Origin of the sequence: Kitasatospora sp. NPDC008115 (assembly GCF_042957205.1) — a bacterium.
Classification (GTDB): domain Bacteria; phylum Actinomycetota; class Actinomycetes; order Streptomycetales; family Streptomycetaceae; genus Kitasatospora.
The window spans coordinates 115,115-135,237 of sequence record NZ_JBIBHU010000006.1 but is presented as its reverse complement, the minus strand read 5'-3'; the positions used below and the strand labels follow the sequence as shown (position 1 = coordinate 135,237).

The following is a 20,123-nucleotide window of genomic DNA, read 5'->3' as shown; positions in this document are numbered from 1 at the left end:
CTCGGTGAGCACGGCGGTCCCGCGTCACCTGTGTGAAGGGAAGAGTGATTGCCCATGATCAGCCTCCGGACGACACTGCGCACGGCGGCCGCGGCCGCGACGGCGGCCCTGGTCGGCCTCGGCGCCGGGACGGCGAACGCCGCGGCCGGGTGGCCCCCGCTGCAGGAGGGCGGGTACCTCTACGCGGGCGCCAACGGCACGGGGGCGGTGAGCGCGGTCGACCTCGGCGACCTCGGCACCTGCCACACTCTGACGAAGCCCGTCCGCTCCGTCCAGATCGTCAACGGGTCCGCCTCGGTGCTGCTCTTCACCGGGGCCGACTGCACCGGCGTCCACCCGTGGGCCTCGGGCTCGCTGGCCCAGTCCGACCTCCCGGCGGCGGCGCTGAGCTACCGGGTGATCCCCGCCTGACGGCACCCCCGACCCGCCGTGGCCCGTCCGGGAGGCATCACCCGGACGGGCCACGGCGGCCGTGTGCCGACCCCGGCCGCCGCACCGACGCCCGAGGCCGGGACGTCCCGACCGGACCACCATGAAGGAGACCTCCGCCATGACCGAACCCGATCCCGCCCGCACCACCGTCCCGGCGGCGCTCGACCGGGCCGCCGCCACCGCGCACCTCAACGCCTTCATCACCCTGGACGCCGAGGGCGCGCTCGCCGAGGCGGCCCGCCGCGACGCCCGGGGCGGCCCAGCGGGCTGGTGCCTGGTGGTCAAGGACAACATCCACGTCGCCGGCCTGCCCAACACCGCGGGCACCCCCGCCCTGCGCGGCTTCGTCCCCCGTGCCGACGCGCCCGTGGTGGCCGCCCTGCGCGCGGCGGGGGCGATCGTGCTGGGCAAGACCAACATGCACGAACTGTCGATGGGCGCCACCTCCTGCAACCGGACCTTCGGCGCCGTCGGCAACGCCGCCGACCCGGCACTGTTCGCGGGCGGCAGCAGCGGCGGTACGGCCGCCGCGGTGGCGGCCGGTGTCGCGGACGCCGGACTCGGCACCGACACCGGCGGCTCGGTCACCGTCCCGGCCGCGCTGTGCGGCGTCTACGGCCTGCGGCCCAGCGCCGGACGCTACCCCGCCGGCGGCATCACCCCGCTGTCCACCACCCGGGACACCCCGGGGCCGATCGCCCGCACCCTGGAGCGGCTCACCGCACTGGACGCCCTGGTCACCGGGGAGAACGGGAGCACGCCGCTCCCGGACCGCCCGCTGCGGCTCGGCCTGCCCCGGCAGGTGCTCGCCGAGGACCTCGACGGCCCGGTCCGGGCGGCCTGGGAGGCGGGCGTCGACCGGCTGACCGCCGCAGGGGCCGTCTGGGTGCCCGTCGACACCGCCCACCTGGCCGAGTTCGACGAGCGGATCGGCTTCCCCCTGGTCTTCGGCGAGTTCAACGCCGCGCTGGCCCGCTACCTCGACGCCCACGGCACCGGGCTCACCCCAGAGGCCGTGCTGGACGCGGCGGGCGATCCCGACCTCGCCGAAGTGCTGAAGGCCTGCGCCCTGCCCGCCGGCCCGGGGTACCCGGGGCCCACCGCGCTGGCGGCGGCGGTCGCGGAGCGCCGGGCGATGCAGGCCGCGTACGCCGGACTCCTCGCCGCCGACGGGCTGGACGCGCTGGCCGCACCCACCGTCCCGGTCTGCGCCCGGCCGCTGCACCGCCACGAGGACACCCTCCCGCTGAACGGCCGCAACGCGCCCACCTTCGCCACGCTGGTCCGCAACACCTCCCCCGCCGCCACCGCGGGCCTGCCCTCGGTGACGGTCCCGCTGCCGGTCACCGACTCGCCGCCGGTCGGCCTGCAACTGATCGGACGGCGTACGGGCGACCGGGAGCTGCTGGCGGTGGCCGCCCGGGTCGACGCCCTGCTGCGCGGCGACCGTCACCGCCTTGACAGGTGATGAGGCGCTCTGGCACCTTCGTCACCAGTCATGGCGGTGACGGCGTCGGAGTGGCCGGCGCCCCGCCCAGGACCGGAACATCCGGGAGGGATTCTTCGTGGTGAGCATCAAGGGCGGGCGCAGGCGACTGGTGACCGGGGCGTTCGCGGCACTCGCGGCGGGGCTGCTGCTCGCCGGCACCGCCAGCGGCGCGACCGGGGACACCGCCGGCCGCGCCCGGCCGACCATCGTCCTGGAGCACGGCGCCTTCGCCGACGCCTCCAGCTGGAACGGCGTCATCGCCGAACTGCGCGCCGACGGCTACCCCGTGGTCGCCGCCGCCAACCCGCTGCGCGGCCCGGCCGCCGACGCCGCCGCGCTGCGCACCGTGCTCGACCACATCCCGGGACCCAAGATCCTGGTCGGCCACTCCTACGGCGGCAACGTCATCAGCCAGGCCGGCGCCGGCGACCCCGAGGTCAAGGGCCTGGTCTACGTCGCCGCCTTCCTGCCCGCCCCCGGCGAGAGCGCGCTGGAGCTCACCGGCAGGTTCCCCGGCTCCACCCTCCCCGACGCCCTGGACCCGGTCACCTACCGGCAGGCCGACGGCACCACCGCCACCGACCTGTACATCCGTCAGGACCGGTTCCGTCAGCAGTTCGCCGCCGACGTCCCCGCCGACCGGGCCGCGCTGATGGCCGCCGGACAGCGCCCCGTCGCCCAGTCCGCACTGGAGGAGAAGGCCACCGCCGCCGCCTGGGAGACCAAGCCCAGCTGGGCCGTCGTCACCACCCGCGACCTCAACATCCCGGCCGCCGCCCAGCGGTTCATGGCCGAGCGCGCCCACGCCCGCACCACCGAGGTCGCCGCCTCGCACTCCGTCGCCGTCTCCCGCCCCGGGCTGGTCGCCGGCGTCATCGAGCAGGCGGCCCGTACCACCGCCCGCTGACACCCTGGCATTCGAGACACGTGTCCGACCGCGGGGCGCAAAGGTGTGAGTGACGACCACCCGCCCAGCTCCGGGAATCCGCAGGTGGGAGCGGTTCCACCGGAACACGTTTCGGCCAAGGCGAGGTGACGAACCGCCCGGGAAACATCTAGTCTCTAGCGCCGGGGCCACCCAGGGGGGCCGCCGGGGGTGTCACCGAGACGGGTGTGGGGGACGGGTGGAACCACTCAACGCGGCGATGATCGGCCGGGACCGCGAGCAGGCCGCGCTGTCCGGCTTCCTGACCGCCGACGGGGGCCGGGCCCTCGTCCTGGGCGGCGACACCGGGGTGGGCAAGAGCACCCTGCTGGAGCACGCCGCCGGCCTCGCCGCCGCCGACGGGCACCGGGTGGTCAGGGCCGCCGGGACGGAGGCCGAACGCGAGCTGCCCTACGCCGGGCTGCACCAACTGCTGTACCAGCTGCTCCCCGACATCGACCGGCTGGACGACGGCCACCGCGGCGTGCTCGACGTCGTGTTCGGCCTCAGCGCGGGCCCGGCCCCGTCGGTGATGACCCTCGGCATCACCGTCCTCGACCTGCTGGCCCTCGCCGCGTCCCGGCAGCCCCTGCTGCTGGTGCTCGACGACGGCCAGTGGCTCGACGCCTCGACCACCGAGGTCTTCGGCTTCGTCGGGCGGCGGCTCACCGGCACCCCGATGAAGCTCCTGATCGGCCTGCGCGACGACGTGCCCTCCGGCTTCGACACCGCCGCCCTGCCCCGGCTGGCCGTCGCCCCGCTCGCCGAGCGGGCCTCCGAACGGCTGCTGGACCGGCGCCACCCCGGCCTCGACCCCCGGCTGCGCCGGCTGGTCCTGGACGAGGCCCGGGGCAATCCGCTGGCCCTGCTGGAGCTGCCGCCGCACGTGCGGTACGGCGGCCGGGCGGCCGACCACCGGGCGGAGGCAGCGGACTTCGCCGGCGTCCCGCTCCCCCGGCGCCTGCACCAGGTGTACGGGACGCGGATCGCCGCGCTCGGCGCCGCCGTACGCGCCGAACTGCTGCGCGGCGCGCTGGACGGCGTCGGGGCGGGCACCGCCGCCGGGCCTGCCGACCGGCCGCGCTACCGGATGACGGACGTCGACGAGGCCGAGGCGCACGGCCTGCTGGAGACCGACCCGCTGACCGGCGACTTCGTGTTCCGCCACCCCCTGGTGCGCTCGGCCGTCGTCCAGCTGGCGACCGCCGAGGAGCGGCGCGCGGCGCACGCCGTCCTGGCCCGCACGCACCGGGCCGACGTCCAGCGGCGCGCCGTGCACCTGGCGGCCGCCGCCACCGAGCCGGACGAACGGGTCGCGGCCGCGCTGGAGGCGGCCGCCGAGTCCGCCACCCGGCGCGGCGCCGCCGTGGCCGCCGTGGCCTGGCTGACCCGGGCGGCGGAGCTGAGCACCGACCGCGCCGAGCGCTCCCGGCGGCTGGGCGACGCCGTGTTCGTCGCCGGCCACGCCGGCCTGGCCGACCGGGCCCGGCAGCTGGTCACCTCGGACCCGGCGGCGGGGGCGGGCGAGTCCCCGAGCGCGGTGCTCGCCTCGGCCTACGCCGCGTTCTACGAGGACGGCGACGTGCGCTCCTCGCTGTGCCGGGTGGCGACGGCGATCGAGGACATCCGGGCCGGCGGGCCGCGCGAGCCCGACGAGGTGCTGACCCGGCTGGTCAACCTGCTGCTGGCGATCAGCCAGTACGCCGGGGACGCCCGTTACTGGGAACAGGCCCATGGCCTGCTCGGCTCGCTCGGCGGCCTGGTGCCGGCGACCTCGCGGATCTACCAGGACGCCTGGGGCGACGTGGTGCGGCGCGGCGCCGGGGTGCGGGAGCGGGTGCACGAGGCCTTCGCGGACCCGGCCGCGCTCGAACCCTGGGACCTCAGCCGGCTGGCCGTCGCCGCCTACCACGTGGACACCGTCAGCCGGTACCGGCCGTACCTCCAGCGCACCGTGGAGCGCGAGGTGGCGACCGGGGCGATGGTCTCCGGTGTGATCATGCTGCACGTGATCATGCTCGACCAGCTGGCCGTCGGCGAGTGGGACGAGGCCGAACGGACCGGGCGGCGGCTGCTGGAGCTGACGACGGCGCACCGGCACGCGCTGTTCGCCCACCACACCCAGGCCTACCTGGGATTGCTGGCCGCGATGCGCGGCCGCACCGACCACGCCCGGGAGCTGCGGGCCGAGGTCGACGGCTGGGCACGGCCGCGCGGCATCGGCTTCCTGACCCAGATCACCGAGGCCACCGGCACCGCCGCCGCCCTGGCCGAGGGCGACTACGAGGCCGCCTACCTGCACGCCACCGGCATCACCGCGCCCGGCACCTTCACGCCCTACGCCCACCAGGCCTCCCGGACGCTGCTCGACCTCGTCGAGGCCGCGCTGCACACCGGCCGCGCCGAGCAGGCCCGCCGGCACGCCCTGGCCGCCGAGGCCGCCGGGCTGCCGGACCTCTCCCCCCGCCTCGCCGTGATCACCTACGGCGCGCTGGCGATGACCGCGACCGACCCCGGCGAGACCGACGCCCTGTACCACCGCGCCGAGACCCACCCGGCCGCCGCGGCCTTCCCGTTCGAGCTGGCCCGGATCCGCCTGGCCCACGGCATCCACCTGCGCCACACCCGGGGACGCAAGGAGGCCCGGCCGGCCCTGAACCTCGCGGCCGCGGCCTTCGAGCAACTCGGCGCCGCCACCTGGGCCGAGCGGGCCCGGGCCGAACTGCGCGCGGCCGGGGCGCAGCCGCGCACCCCCGCGGCCGGCGCCACCCCGCTGACCTGGCAGGAGCGCCGGATCGCCGAACTCGCCGCGGGCGGGCTGACCAACAAGGAGATCGGCGCGCAGACCCACCTGTCACCGCGCACGGTCAGCTCCCACCTCTACCGGGTGTTCCCCAAACTCGGCATCACCTCCCGGGCCGCCCTGCGCGACGCCCTGGGCCGGCTGCCGGCCGACGGCGGACCCGGGACCGCCGTCGCACCGGAGTGACGGTCGTTCCTCGGGTCACATGACTGAGGGACGGCGCCGCCGGGTGGGAGTGGGCCGGGCCGGCGCCCTCCGGCGAAGGGCCCGCCCGCGGTGAACGGCCACCGGCCACCACCGGCCCTGACGATCGGGCGCGGGCGGGGCGCCGACGGGCTGCGGCCGTCGGCCGAGCGGGCGCGGGCCGGCTGCGGCTGGTCTCCGCCGGCAGGACGGCCCTGCTCGAACTGCCTGTCCCGCCCCCGGGCGCGGCCGGCGAATCGCGTCGGACGGCACCGATTGACCGTCAAGTGACCGATGCGCGCGCGGTGTCCCCGGGCGAAGAGTGGGAGCCGCACCTTCCGCCACCATCAAGGGGGACGCGATCCATGGACCGTGACACTTCGCCGCGCCGGGCGCACCCGGCGTCCGGGGCGGTGCCCGCGCTGCTCCTGGCCGTCGACCAGCTGCTCGACGAGTTCACCCGCCTGCCCGGGCAGGCGCAGTTCCGGTTCGATCCGGCCACGCCGGCCGTGGTCACCGTGGAGTTCCTGGCGGAGCGCGGGCCGGGCCTGGTCTGGCGGCTCGGGCGCGAACTGCTGTACCGGGGCCTGGCGACGATGAGCGGCTGCGGGGACGTCCGGATGTGGCCGACGCAGCGCGAGGAGCAGCCGTCGTCCTGGCTGCTCCTCGAATCGCCGGAGCTGGAGGCGCTGTTCGAACTGCCGACCGCGCCGCTGGCGGTCTGGCTCGACGCCACCTACCGGGCGGTCCCGGCCGGAGCGGAGCTGGACGGCCTGGACTGGGACGACTTCCTGCTGGAGCTGCTGGAGAGTCCCGGAGTGCCGTCCGAATGAGCCCTGGCGGCCCGCATCCCCGCGCCGCCGGGGGTGCGGGCCGTCGCGGTCAGGAGCGGGGCGGCGGCACGCAGCGGAAGCTCGACGCGGCGGCCGGGTCGCCGTGGCCCGAGTAGCGGGAGACCTGCGGGTAGCGGCACAGGTCGCGGGCGACGCTCCTCCCGGCGGCGTCGACCAGGGTGGCCGGCAGGGTCGCCGGGGCCTTGCCCTGCTCGACCCAGGCCCGCAGCGCGCCGAGGTCGTCGGTCGTGCCGGCGCCCTTGTTGAGGCCGCAGTGCGGGGTGCCCGGGGCGAGGAAGAGGCGGTAGAAGTCGTCGACCTTCCCGGCGCCGCCCATGGTCCGCTCCACCTGCCGGCGGTAGTCGACGGTGCCCCGGGCGGGGATGAACTCGTCGGCCTGGCCGTGCCAGCTCAGCAGCTTGCCGCCGGAGGCGCGGAAGGCGGACAGGTCGGGGTCGTCGCTGCCGATGATCCGGCCGTACTCGGCCCGGGACTGCCGGAAGAGCCGCTCGAACCGCTCGTAGGTCAGCGTGGCGACGTCGAAGGCGGGCCGCTTCTCCAGCCAGTTGGCGACCCAGGCCTGCGGCACCGGGAACGGCGCGCCCTTGACCTGGCCGCCGGCGTCGGGCGGGGTGGTGCCGGCCAGGCCGCTCAGCCGGGCGACGACCGGGACGCCGGCCCACAGGCTCCGGCCGGAGGAGGTGCGCGGACCGTCCCAGATCTTGCGCACCACGGCCGCGTCGGCGGCGCTGATGGTCAGCTCCCGGCCGTCGCACACCACCTTGGTGCCGATCAGCCGGCGCGGGTCGAAGTCGCACCGCCCGGCGTCGTTGACCAGGCCGTCCACCGCGCCGTCCAACGGGTCGCAGGCCTTGACGGCGGCGTCGGTGAAGGCCTTGAACGCGCAGGCGGAGGGGTAGGTCCGCTCGTTGTTCATGACCACCTGCGGCCAGAGGGTGGCGACCTCGAACTCGTCCCAGTCGACGGCGGGCGCGTTGGCGAGGATGCCGTCGAAGTCGTCGGGGTACTGCTGGGCCTCCTGGTAGCCCTGGCGGCCGCCGGTGGAACAGCCGTTGAAGTAGGAGTAGGCGGCGCGTTCGCCGTACCCGGCGGCGACCACCTGCTTGCCGACCACCGCGGCCTCGTGCTGGGAGCGGGAGGCGAGGTTCTCCAGCAGCGCGCCGTTGACCCGGCCCTCGGCGTCCAGCGCCCAGGAGACGTCGAGGACATCGCCCAGACCGGCGTCGGTGGTGGTCGCGGCGTAGCCGTCGCGGACCGCCGTGGCCAGGCCGACGCCGTTGTCCCCGGCGGCGTAGGCGCTGCCGCCGAGCGCCTGGAAGCGACCGTTCCAGCCGGTGACGGGCAGCCAGGTACGGATCTTCGCGTGGTCGTCGTCCCCGGGGTGGGTGAGGGTGACGACCACCTCGCAGAAGGCGGGGACCCCGGCGACCGTGCCGCCCAGGATGCCGCCGCCCTGGATGGTGCCGCCCTCCCGGCGGTCCGCCGTCACCGACTCCACCCGGGTACCGGCGGGCGCCCGCACCGCGGACGGCGCGCAGGCGAAGGTCGCCGGGACACCGCTCGCGGCCTGCGCCGGCGCCATCGGCAGGTTCACCGCCGCGGCCAGCGGCACGCCGGCGGCGAGCACGGTCAGGAAGCGCTTCATGGATTCCTCCAGGGAAGGGGCGCGGGGGTGTCCGCACGGGCGGTCGCGGCCGGACCGACCCGACCCGCGTCACCGGTTCAAGTGGTGACGATGCTGGCACGGCCGCCGCCGGACTGTCAACGAGAGGGCGCGGCACCTCCGTTGGCCGCCGCCGTCCGGCGCACCTGTTACGCTCCGAAGGACCAGGACCGGTGATCGGGGAGCGGCGAACGTGGCGGGTGACGACGACATCTCCGGGTGAGACCCGGAGTTGACGGCCACCGGCCGGCGCGTGGAAGCGCCGGCGGCGTGGTCCGTTTCGTCATGCCCCCTCCACGCCCCCCAGGGCGGCGGTGAACCGACCCGCCGCCCGTTGCCGCCCCGAGGCCCGCCATGTCCCGACCCGCCCTGCTCGCCCATGACCTCGTCCGCAACCTGGCCGGCCGACGCGTCCTCGACGGCGTCCGGCTGACCGCCGCCCCCGGCCACCGCATCGGCCTGATCGGGGAGAACGGCACCGGCAAGTCCACCCTGCTGCGGGTGCTGGCCGGGGTGGACGAACCCGACGCGGGCACCGTCTCGCGCCCCGCCGACCTCGGCTTCCTGCACCAGGAGCTGCCGTTCGACGCCGGCTCCACCGTCACCGCCGTGCTCGACGACGCCCTGCGCGAGGCCCGCGCCGACCTCGCCGAACTCGAACGGCTCGGCACGGAACTCGCCCGCGTCCCGGAGGACTCCCCCGGCCACCGGGACCTCCTCGACGCCTACGGCCGCCGCCTGGAGCAGGCCCAGTACCGCGAGTCCTGGGACGCCGACCGGCGCGCCGCCCTGGTCCTGGAGGGCCTCGGCCTCGGCGCGCTCCCCCACGACCGCACCCTCGGCTCGCTCTCCGGCGGCCAGCGCGGCCGGCTCGCCCTGGCCGCGCTGCTCGTCCGCCGCCCGTCCGCCCTGCTGCTGGACGAGCCGACCAACCACCTCGACGACGAGGCCGCCGCCTTCCTGGAGGAGCAACTGCGCGCCCTGCCCGGGACGGTGGTCGCGGCCAGCCACGACCGGGCGTTCCTCGACGCGGTCTGCACCCACCTGGTCGACCTGGACCCGGCGGTGGACGGTCCGGTCCGCCACGGCGGCGACTACAGCTCCTACCTGGCGGCCAAGCGCGCCGAGCGGGAGCGCTGGGAGCGCCGGTACGCCGAGGAGCAGCTGGAACTGGCCGAGCTGCGGGAGTCGGCGGGCGTCACCGCACACCGGGTGGCGCCGGACCGGGGGCGGCGCGACAACGAGAAGATGGGCTACGGCCACCGGGCCGGCCGGGTGCAGAACCAGATCTCCCGGCGGGTGCGCGATGCCACGCGGCGGCTGGAGGAGCTGGAGCGCACCCGGGTCGCCGAGCCGCCGCGCCCGCTGCGGTTCGCCGCCCCGGCGCTCGCCGCGGACCTCCCCGCCGAGCGGACCGGCGCCCCGGAGCCGCTGGTGGCGCTGCGGGAGGTCCGGGTCCCGGGGCGGCTCGCGCCGGCCACACTGGAGCTGCCGGCGGGCGAGCGGCTGCTGGTCAGCGGCGGCAACGGCGCGGGCAAGTCGACGCTGCTCGCCGTGCTCGCCGGACGGGTCGCCGCCGAGGGCGAGGTGCGCCGGCGGCCCGGGCTCACGGTGGGGCTGCTCACCCAGGACACCGTGTTCGGGCGGCCGGACCGCACCGTCCGCGACACCTACCGGCTGACCCTGGGCGCGGCCCGGGCCGAGCGGGTGCCGCTGGACGCGCTCGGCCTGCTGCACCCGGCAGACCTGGACAAGCCGGTCGGCCTGCTCTCCGTCGGCCAGCGGCGGCGGCTCGCCCTGGCGCTGCTGATGGCCCGCCCGCCGCAGTTGCTGCTGCTGGACGAGCCGACCAACCACCTCTCGCCGCGGCTGTGCGACGAATTGGAGGAGGCGCTGGGCGGCGGCCCCGGGGCGGTGGTGCTGGCCAGCCACGACCGCTGGCTGCGCCGGCGGTGGCGGGGCCGTGAACTCCGGCTGGCGCCGGGGGTGCACTGACGCGTCCTTGCGCCGGCCACAGTCACCTGTCAGCATGGTGATGTGAATCTTGACCATGTCTTCGTATGCGGACATCCGGCCCTGGACTTCGCGGCCACCCTCCGCGCCCGGCGCACCACCCGCTTCGAGATGTTCGTGACGCCGGAGCGGCTGAACGCCTGGTACCTCGACTGCGGACTCGTGGACACGATCACGCCCGGCGACGAACGCGACGTCCGGGAGGCGAAGACGGTGCGCGAGGCCGTCTACCGGCTGGTCACCAACCGGGTCGCCGGGGAGGACTTCGACCGCGAGGCGCTGGCCGTGCTCAACGCGGCCGCCCGCAAGACCCCGGTGACGCCGCAGCTCACGGTGGCGGGACGGCACAACGAGGCGACCCCCGAGCAGGCGCTGGCGACCGTCGCCCGGCACGCCGTCGAACTCCTCAGCGGCCCGGACGTCCCGCTGATGAAGGAGTGCGGCAACCCGGAGTGCACCCGGATCTACATCGACCGCTCCCGGGGCATGCGGCGCCAGTGGTGCGGCATGGAGTCCTGCGGGAACCGGATCAAGGCCGCCGCCTACCGCGCGCGGAAGAAGACCGCACCGGCCGGCCTGCACTGAGACCGGCCGGAACGGCGGCGCACCTCGGCGTGGGTACCATGCGCAGCACCGTCCATGTCGAGGAGTGTGAAACGGTTGTGACCCGCCAGCCAGCCTCCGCGCTGCGGTCCCGCTACGTGGAGCAGGCCGCGTCGGACCTGCAGCTGAACCATCAGCGCCAGCGCGAACTGGCCGAGGAGCTGCGGGTGTTGCGGCAGGAGGAGGCCCTCCTGGCGGAGATCCTGAACCTGGCCGAGCGGTACGAGGGCTCCAGCGGCCCGGCTCGGCCGCCCGAGCAGCCGCCGGGCCCGGCCGCCGCGGCGCGGCCCGGGCCGCGCCCGCCGCTGCTCGGCGACCTGCTGGCGGAACTGCTGGGCGGCCATGGCGAGCCGCGCCCGGCCAAGGAGTTGCGGGCCGAGCTGATGGCGAAACACCCGAAGCGCAACCCCACGCCCCAGGTGGTGCGGAACACCCTGGAGGCCCTGGTCGCCAAGGGCCGGATCCGGCGCCACAAGCAGGAGCGCTCGGTGCTGTACGCGCTCGCGGAGACGGGGCCGGGGCCGGGGCCGGGGCCGGCGCCACAGTCGGGGCCACAGTCGGGGCCACAGTCGGGGCCGGATGCGGCGACAGGACCGCCGGCGGCCGGCCGGGCCTGCTGAACGCGGTGCGGGTCCCGCGCCGGGGGATGGGCGCGGGACCCGCGGTCAGATGGTCCGGTTCGCTCAGGCGGCGTCGGCGGCCCGGGCGTTGATGACGACCGGGATGTTGTCGCGGGTCGCCTTGGAGTAGGGGCAGGTCCGGTGGGCGGCCTGCGCGAGCTCCTCGGCGGTGGCCTGGTCCACCCCGCCGAGCACCGGGCTGAGGACGGCGGAGAGGCCGAACTCGCCGTCGTCGCCGTGGGTGAGCGTGACCTCGGCGGTGATCGCCGTGCTGGTGAGCCGGATCCCGCGGCCGCCGGCGGCCAGGCGCAGGGCGCCGAGGAAGCAGGCGGCCCAGCCGGCGGCGAGCAGCTGCTCGGGGTTGGTCGCGGTGCCGGCGCCGCCGAACTCCTTGGGGATGGCGAGGCCGGTCTCCAGCAGACCGTCCAAGGAGCGGACCCGACCGCCGTTGCGGCCCTCCCCGTCGACGTCGACAACGGCGGTGTAGCTGACTGCCATGAGTGGTGCTCCCCATCCGATCGGAGGTGTCCGGCCACCCCTTCGGCCCCGACGAGGCCTTCACCGTCACCGGTTGGAGTGGTGACGCCAGCATGGCAGCCGGGTGAGTCACCCGTCAAGGTGGTGACGACAGTGGATCGGCGGCCCTCCGGAGCCCTCCGCGACCGGGCGCGGGGCCTCTACAATGGGCGACCGTCGCGAGTGGTCGATCCGCACACGCACCGCGCGTGTGCACGGGGTGAGGGGAGAGGTGTGCCGTGCCCGGCGCAGATTCCGGTACGTCCACGCTCGCAGGGAAGATCGACCGGCTGTTCGACGTGGTCCGCCGTCCCGACCGCGAGCCCTACACCCACGAGGAGGTCGCCCGCGCCTGCCGGGAGGCGACCGGCGAGAGCTTCTCGGCGACCTACCTGTGGCAACTGCGCACCGGCCGCCGGGACAACCCGACGAAGCGCCACCTCGAAGCCCTAGCCCAGTTCTTCCAGGTGCCGCCGGTGTACTTCTTCGACGACCGGCAGAGCGCCCGGATCACCGAGGAGCTCGCCCTGCTCGGCGCGCTGCGGGACGCGGGCGTGCGCGACGTGGCGCTCCGCGCGGTGACCCTGTCGCCCGAGGGGCTCGGCACGATCCGCGACATGATCGAGGCGATCGCCCGCCGCGAGGCCGGCGGCAGGTAGCGGAAATCGGCGTCGAAGCGGTTCTCCCGACGCCGCCCCGTCCGTAGGATCGCCTCCCGGCTGAGGGCGGGTCGAACTCCAGGGGGAATGGACGTGGGGCATCCGGGTGGGACCGAACGCGGACTCTGGCAGCGATGTCGCAGCGTGGCGGAGGCGGTGCCGCTCCCGGAGCCCTTCGGCATCCCGGCGCTGGCCGAGGCGCTCGCCCGGCGGCGCGGCAGGCCGATCGAGCTGATCCCGCTCTCCGGGCCCGTCCACGCGCCCTGCGGCGCGCTGGTCAGCACCGACCGCGCGGACTACATCGGCTACCCGGTCGACACCACCGCGCTGCACCAGCAGCACATCGTGCTGCACGAGATCGGCCACCTGCTCTGCGGGCACACCGGCGGCGCCGGGCTGAGCTCGGCGGCCGCGGACGCCCTGCTCCCCCGGCTGCCCGGCGAGCTGGTCCACCGGGTGCTCGGCCGCTCGGCGTACTCGGAGCGGCAGGAGCAGGAGGCCGAACTGGTCGCCTCGCTGGCCCTGCACCGGGCGCTGCAACGGCCGCGGGCGACGCCGACCGCGCGGCTCGCCGAGCGGATCCTGCGACTCGGGTACGCACTGGACCGCCCACGGCCGCGCGGTGCGGCCCGGCGTGGCTGACCGGGGACGCCGCCGCACCCGTGCCGACCGGCTCCGGCGCGCCGTGCGCGGCGCCGTCCGCGGCGGCGTCCTGCGGGCCGATCCGGGCGGACGGGCCCGGGCGTGGCGCGACCACCGCCGGCTCGGACCGCTCTGGTCGGTGCTGCGCTCGGAGCTTCCGGAGATCGAACTCGTCACCCCGGAGCGGGAGTTCGGTCCGGCGGGCGGGCGGCGGGAGATCCGTTTCGCGCTGTACCGGCGGATCATCGAGATCCGCGACGGCCAGCTGTGCCTGCGCCCCCATCTGCATCCCGGGGTGGCGCTCTGGGTGCGCGAGGTCGCCGGGCCCGCCGATCCGGAGGAGTTCGCGGTCGTGGTGGAGGCCGCCGCGATCGCCGCCGCGCTGGAGGCGGCCCGGGCCGGGCACCGCTTCCCCGCCGGACCCGGCGAGGGGTGGGTGCCGCACCCGGTGGCGGCCGGGCTGCGCGAGGAGGCCGCCTGGCTGGTGAAGGTGGCCGCCGCGTACCGGAGTTCACCGGTGATGGCGCACGTCCGACGGCGGGTGCGCGCGGAACTCGCGGAGCGGGACGGCGGGCCGGGCTGAGGTCCGCCCCCCGGTCCCGGGGACGCCGGGAACGAGGACCGGGGGCGGACCGGCTCGGAGCCGACGGATCAGGGGCCGGGATCAGGAGCCGGCCGGATCAGGCGCCGGCCAGCTCCGGCATCAGGGCGTAGACCTGCTTGGCGGAGTCCGGGTCGGCCTCCAGGCAGGCCAGCAGGTCCGCCCTGGCGGGCTCGGCCCGGTCCAGGCCGAGCAGGCAACGCGCCCGCTGCAACCGGGCGTCCACGTCCTCGGTGGAGTCCACCACCTCGTCCAGCAGCCGGACGGCCTCGCCGTAGCGTCCGGCGTCGTGGTGGACCACGGCCAGGTTGAACCGCAGCCCGGGCTCGGCGGACAGTTCGACGGCACGCGCCAGATTGCGGCCCGCGCCGTCCAGATCGCCCTGCTGGTAGCGGAGTTCGCCGAGCAGGGCCCAGGCCTGCGCGTACTCCGGGTCGGCGGCGAGCGCGGCCGCGTAGGCGTCGGCGGCGGCCCCGGGCTCCTCCCCGGCGGCCAGCAACTGCCCTTGCAGGCAGAGCAGTCGGGCGTCGTCCGGGGTGCGGGCCAGCCCGGCCCGGACGTCCGCGCCGGCGGCCTCGTACTCCCCTGTCTCGAACAGCAGCGAGGCCCGGTTGATCCGGGCGTCGTCGAACTCCGGGTCGAGCTGGAGGACGTAGCCGAAGTCCGCCACCGCCGCCTCGGTGTCGCCGAGTTCGGCCAGGACGTCGGCCCGGTTGAAGTACGCCTCGGGGAACGGCGGCGAGAGCCGGACGGCCCGGTCGTAGTCGGCCAGCGCCCGCTCCGGCTCGCCGAGGTCGCGCCAGATCATGCCCCGGTCGAAGTGGTACTCGGCGTAGTTGGGGTCGCACTCGATCACGGCGTCGTAGTCGGCGACGGCCTCCGCGTGCCGGCCGAGGGCCGTGTACACCTGGGCGCGGTTGTAGCGCAGCACCGAGCGGTGCAGCGCGTGCTCGTGCGGCTCCAGGGTCTCGTCGAGCTGGGCGATGCAGCGGTCCAGCAGCTCCAACGCGGCCTGCGGGCGGCCCTGGTGGATCTCGATCAGCGCCAGCCCGTTGCGGTTGAACACCACCCGCGCCTCGCGCTCCTTGGGGTCCGGGTGCCAGCGGGCGAAGGCGATCGCCTGGTTGACCCAGGCACGGGCCAGCCCGTGGTCGCGCCGGCCGGCCTCGAAGTGCCGGGTGTGCAGCATCGCGGTCGCGTACGCGGCCTGCATGTGGACCTCGGGCGAGGTGCTGAGCGTGCGGGCCTCGTCGTAGAGCGGCAGGGCGCGGTCGGCGAGGCCGAGCGCGGCGAAGGAGGTGGTCATCTTGGTGGTGAAGGCCCACCAGTGGGTGGGGTGGCTCTCGTGGGTGACCAGCCGGCGGCCGCGCTCGCCGAGGTCGACGACGGCGTGGTAGTAGCCGAGGTCCATGCAGTGGTCGAGGGCGTGGCGCAGGACGTCGGCGCCGACGCCGGACGGGTCGCCGCCGTGCTCGGCGTGCCAGGCGATGGCACCCAGCCGCAGCGAGGACTCGCCGGCCGTCTCCAGTTCGGCGCGCCGCAGGTCGTGCAGGCGGGCGCGTTCGTCGGCCGGCAGGGCGAGGTAGCCGGCCAGCGCGGCGGGGTCGTCGCCGGTGCCGTCGGCGGCGATGTGGGCGCGGCCGAGCGCGGCGTCCGGCGCGCCCGTCCCCAGCCGGCCGGCGTCGGGCGACTCGGCGCCGGGCGTCTCGGCGGCGGGCGTCTCGGCGGCGGGAACGTCGAGCAGCGCGCAGTGCGCGGCGAGCGCGTCCGGCAGGGTCTCGCGACCGGGGCCGTCCGGGCGCTCCAGGGCCTCGGTTCCGGTGGTGACCACCACGGTGAGCAGCGCGGGGTCGATCCGCCGCAGCAGGACGGCGAGGAACTCCCCGTCGGTGGGGTCGGCCCGGTGGGCGTCCTCGACGACCAGGGCGCGCGGGCCCTCGCCGGCCGCGCGCAGGTAGGCCTCCAGGAACTCGACCAGGCCGTGGGCGATCCGCAGGGTGCGCAGCGCGGAGTAGAAGCGGGTGCGTTCCTTGGGCACGGCGAGCGAGGTGAGCGTCTCGCGGGTGGCGGGCACCAGGTCGCGCAGTTCCGGGGTGGTCGAGAGGAGTTCGATGTCGTGCCCGGTGACGGCCTCGGGGCAGCGGGCCAGCACGTCGGGCACGATCGCCCGCAGGATCGACCCGACGGCGGTGTAGGGCCCGCGCAGCCGGCGGTCGGCGTTCACCACGGCGAGCACGGGCGGCAGGCCGAGCCCGTCGAGGGCCTCGACGCGGGCGGGGCGCCGGGCGGCGCGGACCCAGTGGTGGCGGTGGTCGGCCATGGCACAGCTGCCTTTCGTGCGGTGACGTGGGATCAGGGGGGCGCGGTGTCAGACCGCGCGGGCGGCACGCCGCTCGCGCAGGGCGATGACCACGACGACGCCGGTCTGGGCGAGGGTCAGCACCATCAGCAGCAGCGAGTCGAGGCGCCCTGCCAGGGACGCCTCGCCGGTCAGCCGCAGCCACATGTCGCGCAGCAGCCGGTAGGCGGTCGGTACGACGACGCCGGCGAACATGGTGAGTGTGAAGGCGTAGCCGGTCACCATCAGCCAGGCGTACCAGCGCGCGACCCGCCGGTCGACCGGATGGTGTGCCGACAGGTCCGCCGGCGGGCGTCCGGTGACCCGCCGGGCGGCGTTGCGCAGCACGTCCTTCGCGGCGGCGTGCAGGTTGACGCAGCCCAGGGCGGTGCAGAGCAGGACGTAGAGGTCGGTGCGCAGGTAGAAGAAGCCCTGCCAGGCGAGCCGCAGCACGGTGGCGTAGGCGACCGCGAGGCAGAGCCGGGCGGCGCCCGCGTCGATCCCGCGCAGCAGGTCGGCGGCCAGGGTGAGGGCGGCGATCGCCAGGACGTCGGCCAGCATGCCCGCCAGGATGGGCAGGTAGCGCTTCCGGCGCGGCACGCTGACCAGCCCGTCGAGCGAGGTCTCCAGCACCAGGTAGACCAGCCGGTGGCCGACCGAGAGCCGCGAGCGCAGTCCGAGCCGTCGGCCGGCCAGCGCGTGGAAGGCCTCGTGCAGGGCGAGCAGCGGCGCCTGGCCGAAGAACAGCAGCAGCACGACCAGGGTGTAGGAGGGGCTGAAGAACAGGTTGTCCATGCTCGGGACCAGGGCGGGCACCCGGATCATCTCGGCGGCGGCGAGCGCGGTGAGCAGCGCGTAGCCGATCAGCGCGGGCCGGCTGAAGACCGCCCGCCCCAGGCGCTGCCAGCGCACGGGCGCGGCCTCGGGGGCCGCCGCGGCCGGCTCGCCGGCGGGGCGCAGCAGATCGAGGTCAGCGAGGACCTCGACCAGGTCGGCGATGTCGACGCTCTCGCCGTGCGCCTGCCGGTAGCGCTCGGCGGCCTCGCGGGGCGTGGCGCCGTCGGCGAGCAGCCGGACCAGTTCGGCGCCGTCGGCCGGGAAGACGGCGTAGGTGTCGTTCTCCGGGCTGCCGATGGTGACCTCGTCGCCCTCCTCCAGGTAGACGAGCCGGCGCAGGGGCAGCGGACGGTCCAGGTCGAGGCCCGGGGCGTTGGAGCTGCTGTCCACGGAGGAGTGCACGGATCCTCCTGTAGGAGGTGGGCGGAGGGCGGGGCGGACGGTGCCGGGAGGGGGGACGGAGCGGTGCCGGCCGTGACGCACCCGGCCGGCACCGCGTTTCCCCGTGCCCGGGGTGCGGATCAGAGCTGCTGGGCCACGATGCAGTCCCACGGCAGGTACAGCGCACGAGCCGTGCTGGTCAGACGGACCGGACCGGCCTTGCGGACGACGATCTTCTTCATGACGGACATCTCCTTCCATGACGGACGGTCAACAGGATCGACCTATGAGCTGAAATGAATTGGCTTTTGACACCCAGTCACCTCAGCTCGGCCAGGCACCAAGGTTGGTGAACCTGAGCGGCCCGCGTCAAGGGATGCGCACCGCGCCGGACGGGGTGACGCCCGGGCAATGAATAAACTGAAATGAATGGCGGACCATGCACGACGACCCCGACCGCAGGACTGCGGCCGGGGTCGCGGGGCGGGTGCGGTCAGAGGCCGCGGGCCAGCCGGTCGGTGAGCAGCCGGGTGAAGCGGGCCGGATCCGGCAGGTCACCGCCCTCGGCGAGCAGCGCGCCGCCGTGGACCAGTTCGGCGACCTCCGCCAGGGAGGCGTCCCCGGGGTCGGCCTCGTGCGCCGCGCGCAGCGCGGTGATCAGCGGGTGCCCGGGGTTCAGTTCCAGGATCCGCTTGACCGGGGGCAGTTCCTGCCCCATGGCGCGGTACATCTTCTCCAGGGTCGGCGTCATGTCCTGGGCGTCGCCGACGATGCACGCCGCCGAGGTGGTCAGCCGCGAGGAGAGCCGGACCTCCTTCACCTGCCCGGACAGCGCCGTGGTCAGCCACGGCAGCAGCGCGGCGAACTCCTGCTCGCGCCTGGCCTTCTCGGCCCCGGCCGCCTCGTCGCCGTCGGCCGGCTCGTCCAGGTCGACCTGGCCCTTGGCGATGGACTGCAGGCGGTGGCCGTCGAAGTCCGGCACCCGCTCGACCCAGACCTCGTCCACCGGGTCGGTGAGGATCAGCACCTCGTACCCCTTGGCGGCGAAGGCCTCCATGTGCGGGGAGTTCTCCACCGTGGCGCGGTCCTCGCCGGTCAGGTAGTAGATCGCCTCCTGGCCGTCCTTCATCCGCCCGACGTACTCGCGCAGGGTGGTGGGCCGCTCCGCGTCGTGGGTGGAGGCGGCCGCCACCAGTTCCAGCAGGGCCGCGGTGCTGTCGGCGTCCTCCAGCAGGCCCTCCTTGAGCACCCGGCCGAACTGCTCCCACAGCTTCAGGTAGCGCTCGGAGTCCTTGGTCTGGACGTCCTTCAGCGCGCCGAGCACCTTCTTGACCAGGCGCCGGCGCACGCCGCGGATCTGGCGGTCGTGCTGGAGGATCTCGCGGGAGATGTTCAGCGACAGGTCGTGGGCGTCCACCACGCCCTTGACGAAGCGCAGGTAGTCCGGCATCAGCGCTTCGCAGTCGTCCATGATGAACACCCGCTTGACGTACAGCTGCACGCCGCGCTTGGCGTCGCGGGAGAACAGGTCGAACGGCGCCTGCGCGGGGATGAACAGCAGCGCCTCGTACTCGAAGGTGCCCTCGGCGCGCATGTGGACGGTCTCAGCCGGGGGGAGCCAGTCGTGGCTGATCTGCTGGTAGAACTCGGTGTACTCGGCCTCGGTCACCTCGCTGCGCGGCCGGGCCCACAGGGCCTTCATCGAGTTGAGGGTCTCGACCTGCGGCGCGCCGGCGCCCTCGGCGCCTTCCGCACCCTCGGCGCTCTCGGCACCCTCGGCGGCGGCGGTGCGCTCGCTCGCCATCCGGATCGGCCAGCGGATGAAGTCCGAGTACTGCTTGACGATCTGGCGGATCTTCCACCCCGCCAGGTAGTCGGCCAGGCCGTCCTCGCCGTCGGCGGGCTTGAGGTGCAGGGTGACCGAGGTGCCGACGGGCAGGCCGTCGACGGCCTGGATCTCGTAGGTGCCCTCGCCGTCGGACTCCCACCGGGTGCCGGCCTCGGTGCCGGCCCGGCGGGTCCGCAGGGTGACCCGGTCGGCGACCATGAACGCCGAGTAGAAGCCGACGCCGAACTGCCCGATCAGGCTCTGCGCCGCGGCGGCGTCCTCGGTCTCCTTGATCTTCTCCAGCAGGCCGGCCGTGCCGGACTTGGCGATGGTGCCGATCAACTCCACGATGTCCTCGCGGCTCATGCCGATCCCGTTGTCGCGGACGGTCAGCGTCCGCGCCTCCCGGTCGACCTCCAGGGCGATGTGGAGGTCGGAGGTGTCGGCGTCGAGGCCGGAGTCGATCAGTGATTCCAGCCGCAGCTTGTCCAGGGCGTCGGAGGCGTTCGAGATCAGCTCGCGCAGGAAGATGTCCTTGTTCGAGTAGATCGAGTGAATCACCAACCGGAGCAACTGGCGCGTCTCGGCCTGGAATTCCAGCGTCTCGACAGTGCTACCCACTCGGGGGTCTCCTCTCAGGGGCGGTGCGTGAGCGACGGACGCGGCGGGGCACCGGACGGCCCCCCTCCGCACCCGCATGATAGGCGGCCGCGCGGACTCCGTGGGCGTTACAGCT

The 20,123-nt window shown here is 75.2% G+C and carries 16 protein-coding genes; 11 read left to right on the top strand and 5 right to left on the bottom strand.

The genetic code is table 11. From position 1 onward, the window contains the following. The first annotated feature begins 54 nt into the window (after positions 1–54). The 5 genes from ACFZBX_RS10195 to ACFZBX_RS10175 all read left to right on the top strand — a co-directional run bounded on the left by ACFZBX_RS10195 (position 55) and on the right by ACFZBX_RS10175 (position 6,665). Positions 55–411 carry a hypothetical protein gene (locus ACFZBX_RS10195; RefSeq protein ID WP_391532769.1) on the top strand — a complete coding sequence of 119 codons (357 nt, stop codon included), beginning with the start codon at positions 55–57 and terminating at the stop codon, positions 409–411. Positions 412–550: 139 nt separating this feature from the next. Next, on the top strand, positions 551–1,900 hold the full coding sequence (locus ACFZBX_RS10190; RefSeq protein WP_391532767.1) for an amidase family protein: 1,350 nt from the start codon (positions 551–553) through the stop codon (positions 1,898–1,900). 97 nt (positions 1,901–1,997) lie between these two features. After that, on the top strand, positions 1,998–2,828 hold the full coding sequence (locus ACFZBX_RS10185; protein ID WP_391532766.1) for an alpha/beta fold hydrolase: 831 nt from the start codon (positions 1,998–2,000) through the stop codon (positions 2,826–2,828). A gap of 238 nt (positions 2,829–3,066) precedes the next feature. Further along, positions 3,067–5,835, top strand: coding sequence for an AAA family ATPase (locus tag ACFZBX_RS10180; RefSeq protein WP_391533076.1), 2,769 nt, complete (start codon positions 3,067–3,069; stop codon positions 5,833–5,835). A gap of 362 nt (positions 5,836–6,197) precedes the next feature. Next, complete coding sequence (locus ACFZBX_RS10175; RefSeq protein WP_391532765.1) at positions 6,198–6,665, top strand: SsgA family sporulation/cell division regulator; 468 nt, start codon at positions 6,198–6,200, stop codon at positions 6,663–6,665. 49 nt (positions 6,666–6,714) lie between these two features. Here the strand turns inward: ACFZBX_RS10175 and ACFZBX_RS10170 are convergent, their stop codons facing one another. Then, positions 6,715–8,331 (bottom strand): tannase/feruloyl esterase family alpha/beta hydrolase, encoded by a 1,617-nt coding sequence (locus ACFZBX_RS10170; protein WP_391532763.1) that lies wholly within the window; start codon positions 8,329–8,331, stop codon positions 6,715–6,717. A 372-nt stretch (positions 8,332–8,703) separates the two neighbouring features. Here ACFZBX_RS10170 and ACFZBX_RS10165 point away from each other — a divergent pair, with 372 nt between their 5' ends. From ACFZBX_RS10165 to ACFZBX_RS10155, 3 genes are all read left to right on the top strand, one after another. Beyond that, positions 8,704–10,344 (top strand): ABC-F family ATP-binding cassette domain-containing protein, encoded by a 1,641-nt coding sequence (locus tag ACFZBX_RS10165; RefSeq protein WP_391532762.1) that lies wholly within the window; start codon positions 8,704–8,706, stop codon positions 10,342–10,344. A 42-nt stretch (positions 10,345–10,386) separates the two neighbouring features. After that, a complete protein-coding gene (locus tag ACFZBX_RS10160) occupies positions 10,387–10,947 on the top strand; it encodes a CGNR zinc finger domain-containing protein (protein ID WP_391532761.1) in 561 nt (186 codons plus the stop codon). Positions 10,948–11,024: 77 nt separating this feature from the next. After that, positions 11,025–11,585: a hypothetical protein gene (locus ACFZBX_RS10155; protein ID WP_391532760.1), complete on the top strand. Its 561-nt coding sequence runs from the start codon at positions 11,025–11,027 to the stop codon at positions 11,583–11,585. Positions 11,586–11,648: 63 nt separating this feature from the next. Here ACFZBX_RS10155 and ACFZBX_RS10150 read toward each other — a convergent pair whose 3' ends face one another. Beyond that, positions 11,649–12,083 (bottom strand): Ohr family peroxiredoxin, encoded by a 435-nt coding sequence (locus ACFZBX_RS10150; protein WP_391532759.1) that lies wholly within the window; start codon positions 12,081–12,083, stop codon positions 11,649–11,651. A gap of 257 nt (positions 12,084–12,340) precedes the next feature. Here ACFZBX_RS10150 and ACFZBX_RS10145 point away from each other — a divergent pair, with 257 nt between their 5' ends. The 3 genes from ACFZBX_RS10145 to ACFZBX_RS10135 all read left to right on the top strand — a co-directional run bounded on the left by ACFZBX_RS10145 (position 12,341) and on the right by ACFZBX_RS10135 (position 13,985). Beyond that, positions 12,341–12,760 carry an XRE family transcriptional regulator gene (locus ACFZBX_RS10145; protein ID WP_391532758.1) on the top strand — a complete coding sequence of 140 codons (420 nt, stop codon included), beginning with the start codon at positions 12,341–12,343 and terminating at the stop codon, positions 12,758–12,760. Positions 12,761–12,904: 144 nt separating this feature from the next. Then, positions 12,905–13,402, top strand: a complete 498-nt coding sequence (locus tag ACFZBX_RS10140; protein ID WP_391532757.1) for a ParH-like protein — start codon at positions 12,905–12,907, stop codon at positions 13,400–13,402. Further along, the gene (locus ACFZBX_RS10135) at positions 13,395–13,985 is read left to right on the top strand and encodes an MAB_1171c family putative transporter (RefSeq protein ID WP_391532756.1); all 591 of its coding nucleotides are present in this window, start codon (positions 13,395–13,397) and stop codon (positions 13,983–13,985) included. The genes ACFZBX_RS10140 and ACFZBX_RS10135 overlap by 8 nt, the downstream gene beginning before the upstream one ends. Positions 13,986–14,082: 97 nt before the next feature. On the opposite strand, the gene ACFZBX_RS10130 is transcribed toward ACFZBX_RS10135, so the two are convergent. The 3 genes from ACFZBX_RS10130 to htpG form a co-directional block, all read right to left on the bottom strand. Further along, positions 14,083–16,323 (bottom strand): tetratricopeptide repeat protein, encoded by a 2,241-nt coding sequence (locus ACFZBX_RS10130; RefSeq protein WP_391532755.1) that lies wholly within the window; start codon positions 16,321–16,323, stop codon positions 14,083–14,085. 48 nt (positions 16,324–16,371) lie between these two features. Further along, a complete protein-coding gene (locus tag ACFZBX_RS10125) occupies positions 16,372–17,580 on the bottom strand; it encodes a hypothetical protein (protein ID WP_391532754.1) in 1,209 nt (402 codons plus the stop codon). 472 nt (positions 17,581–18,052) lie between these two features. Then, positions 18,053–20,008, bottom strand: coding sequence for a molecular chaperone HtpG (htpG, locus tag ACFZBX_RS10120; protein ID WP_391532753.1), 1,956 nt, complete (start codon positions 20,006–20,008; stop codon positions 18,053–18,055). Between the last annotated feature and the right edge of the window lie 115 nt (positions 20,009–20,123).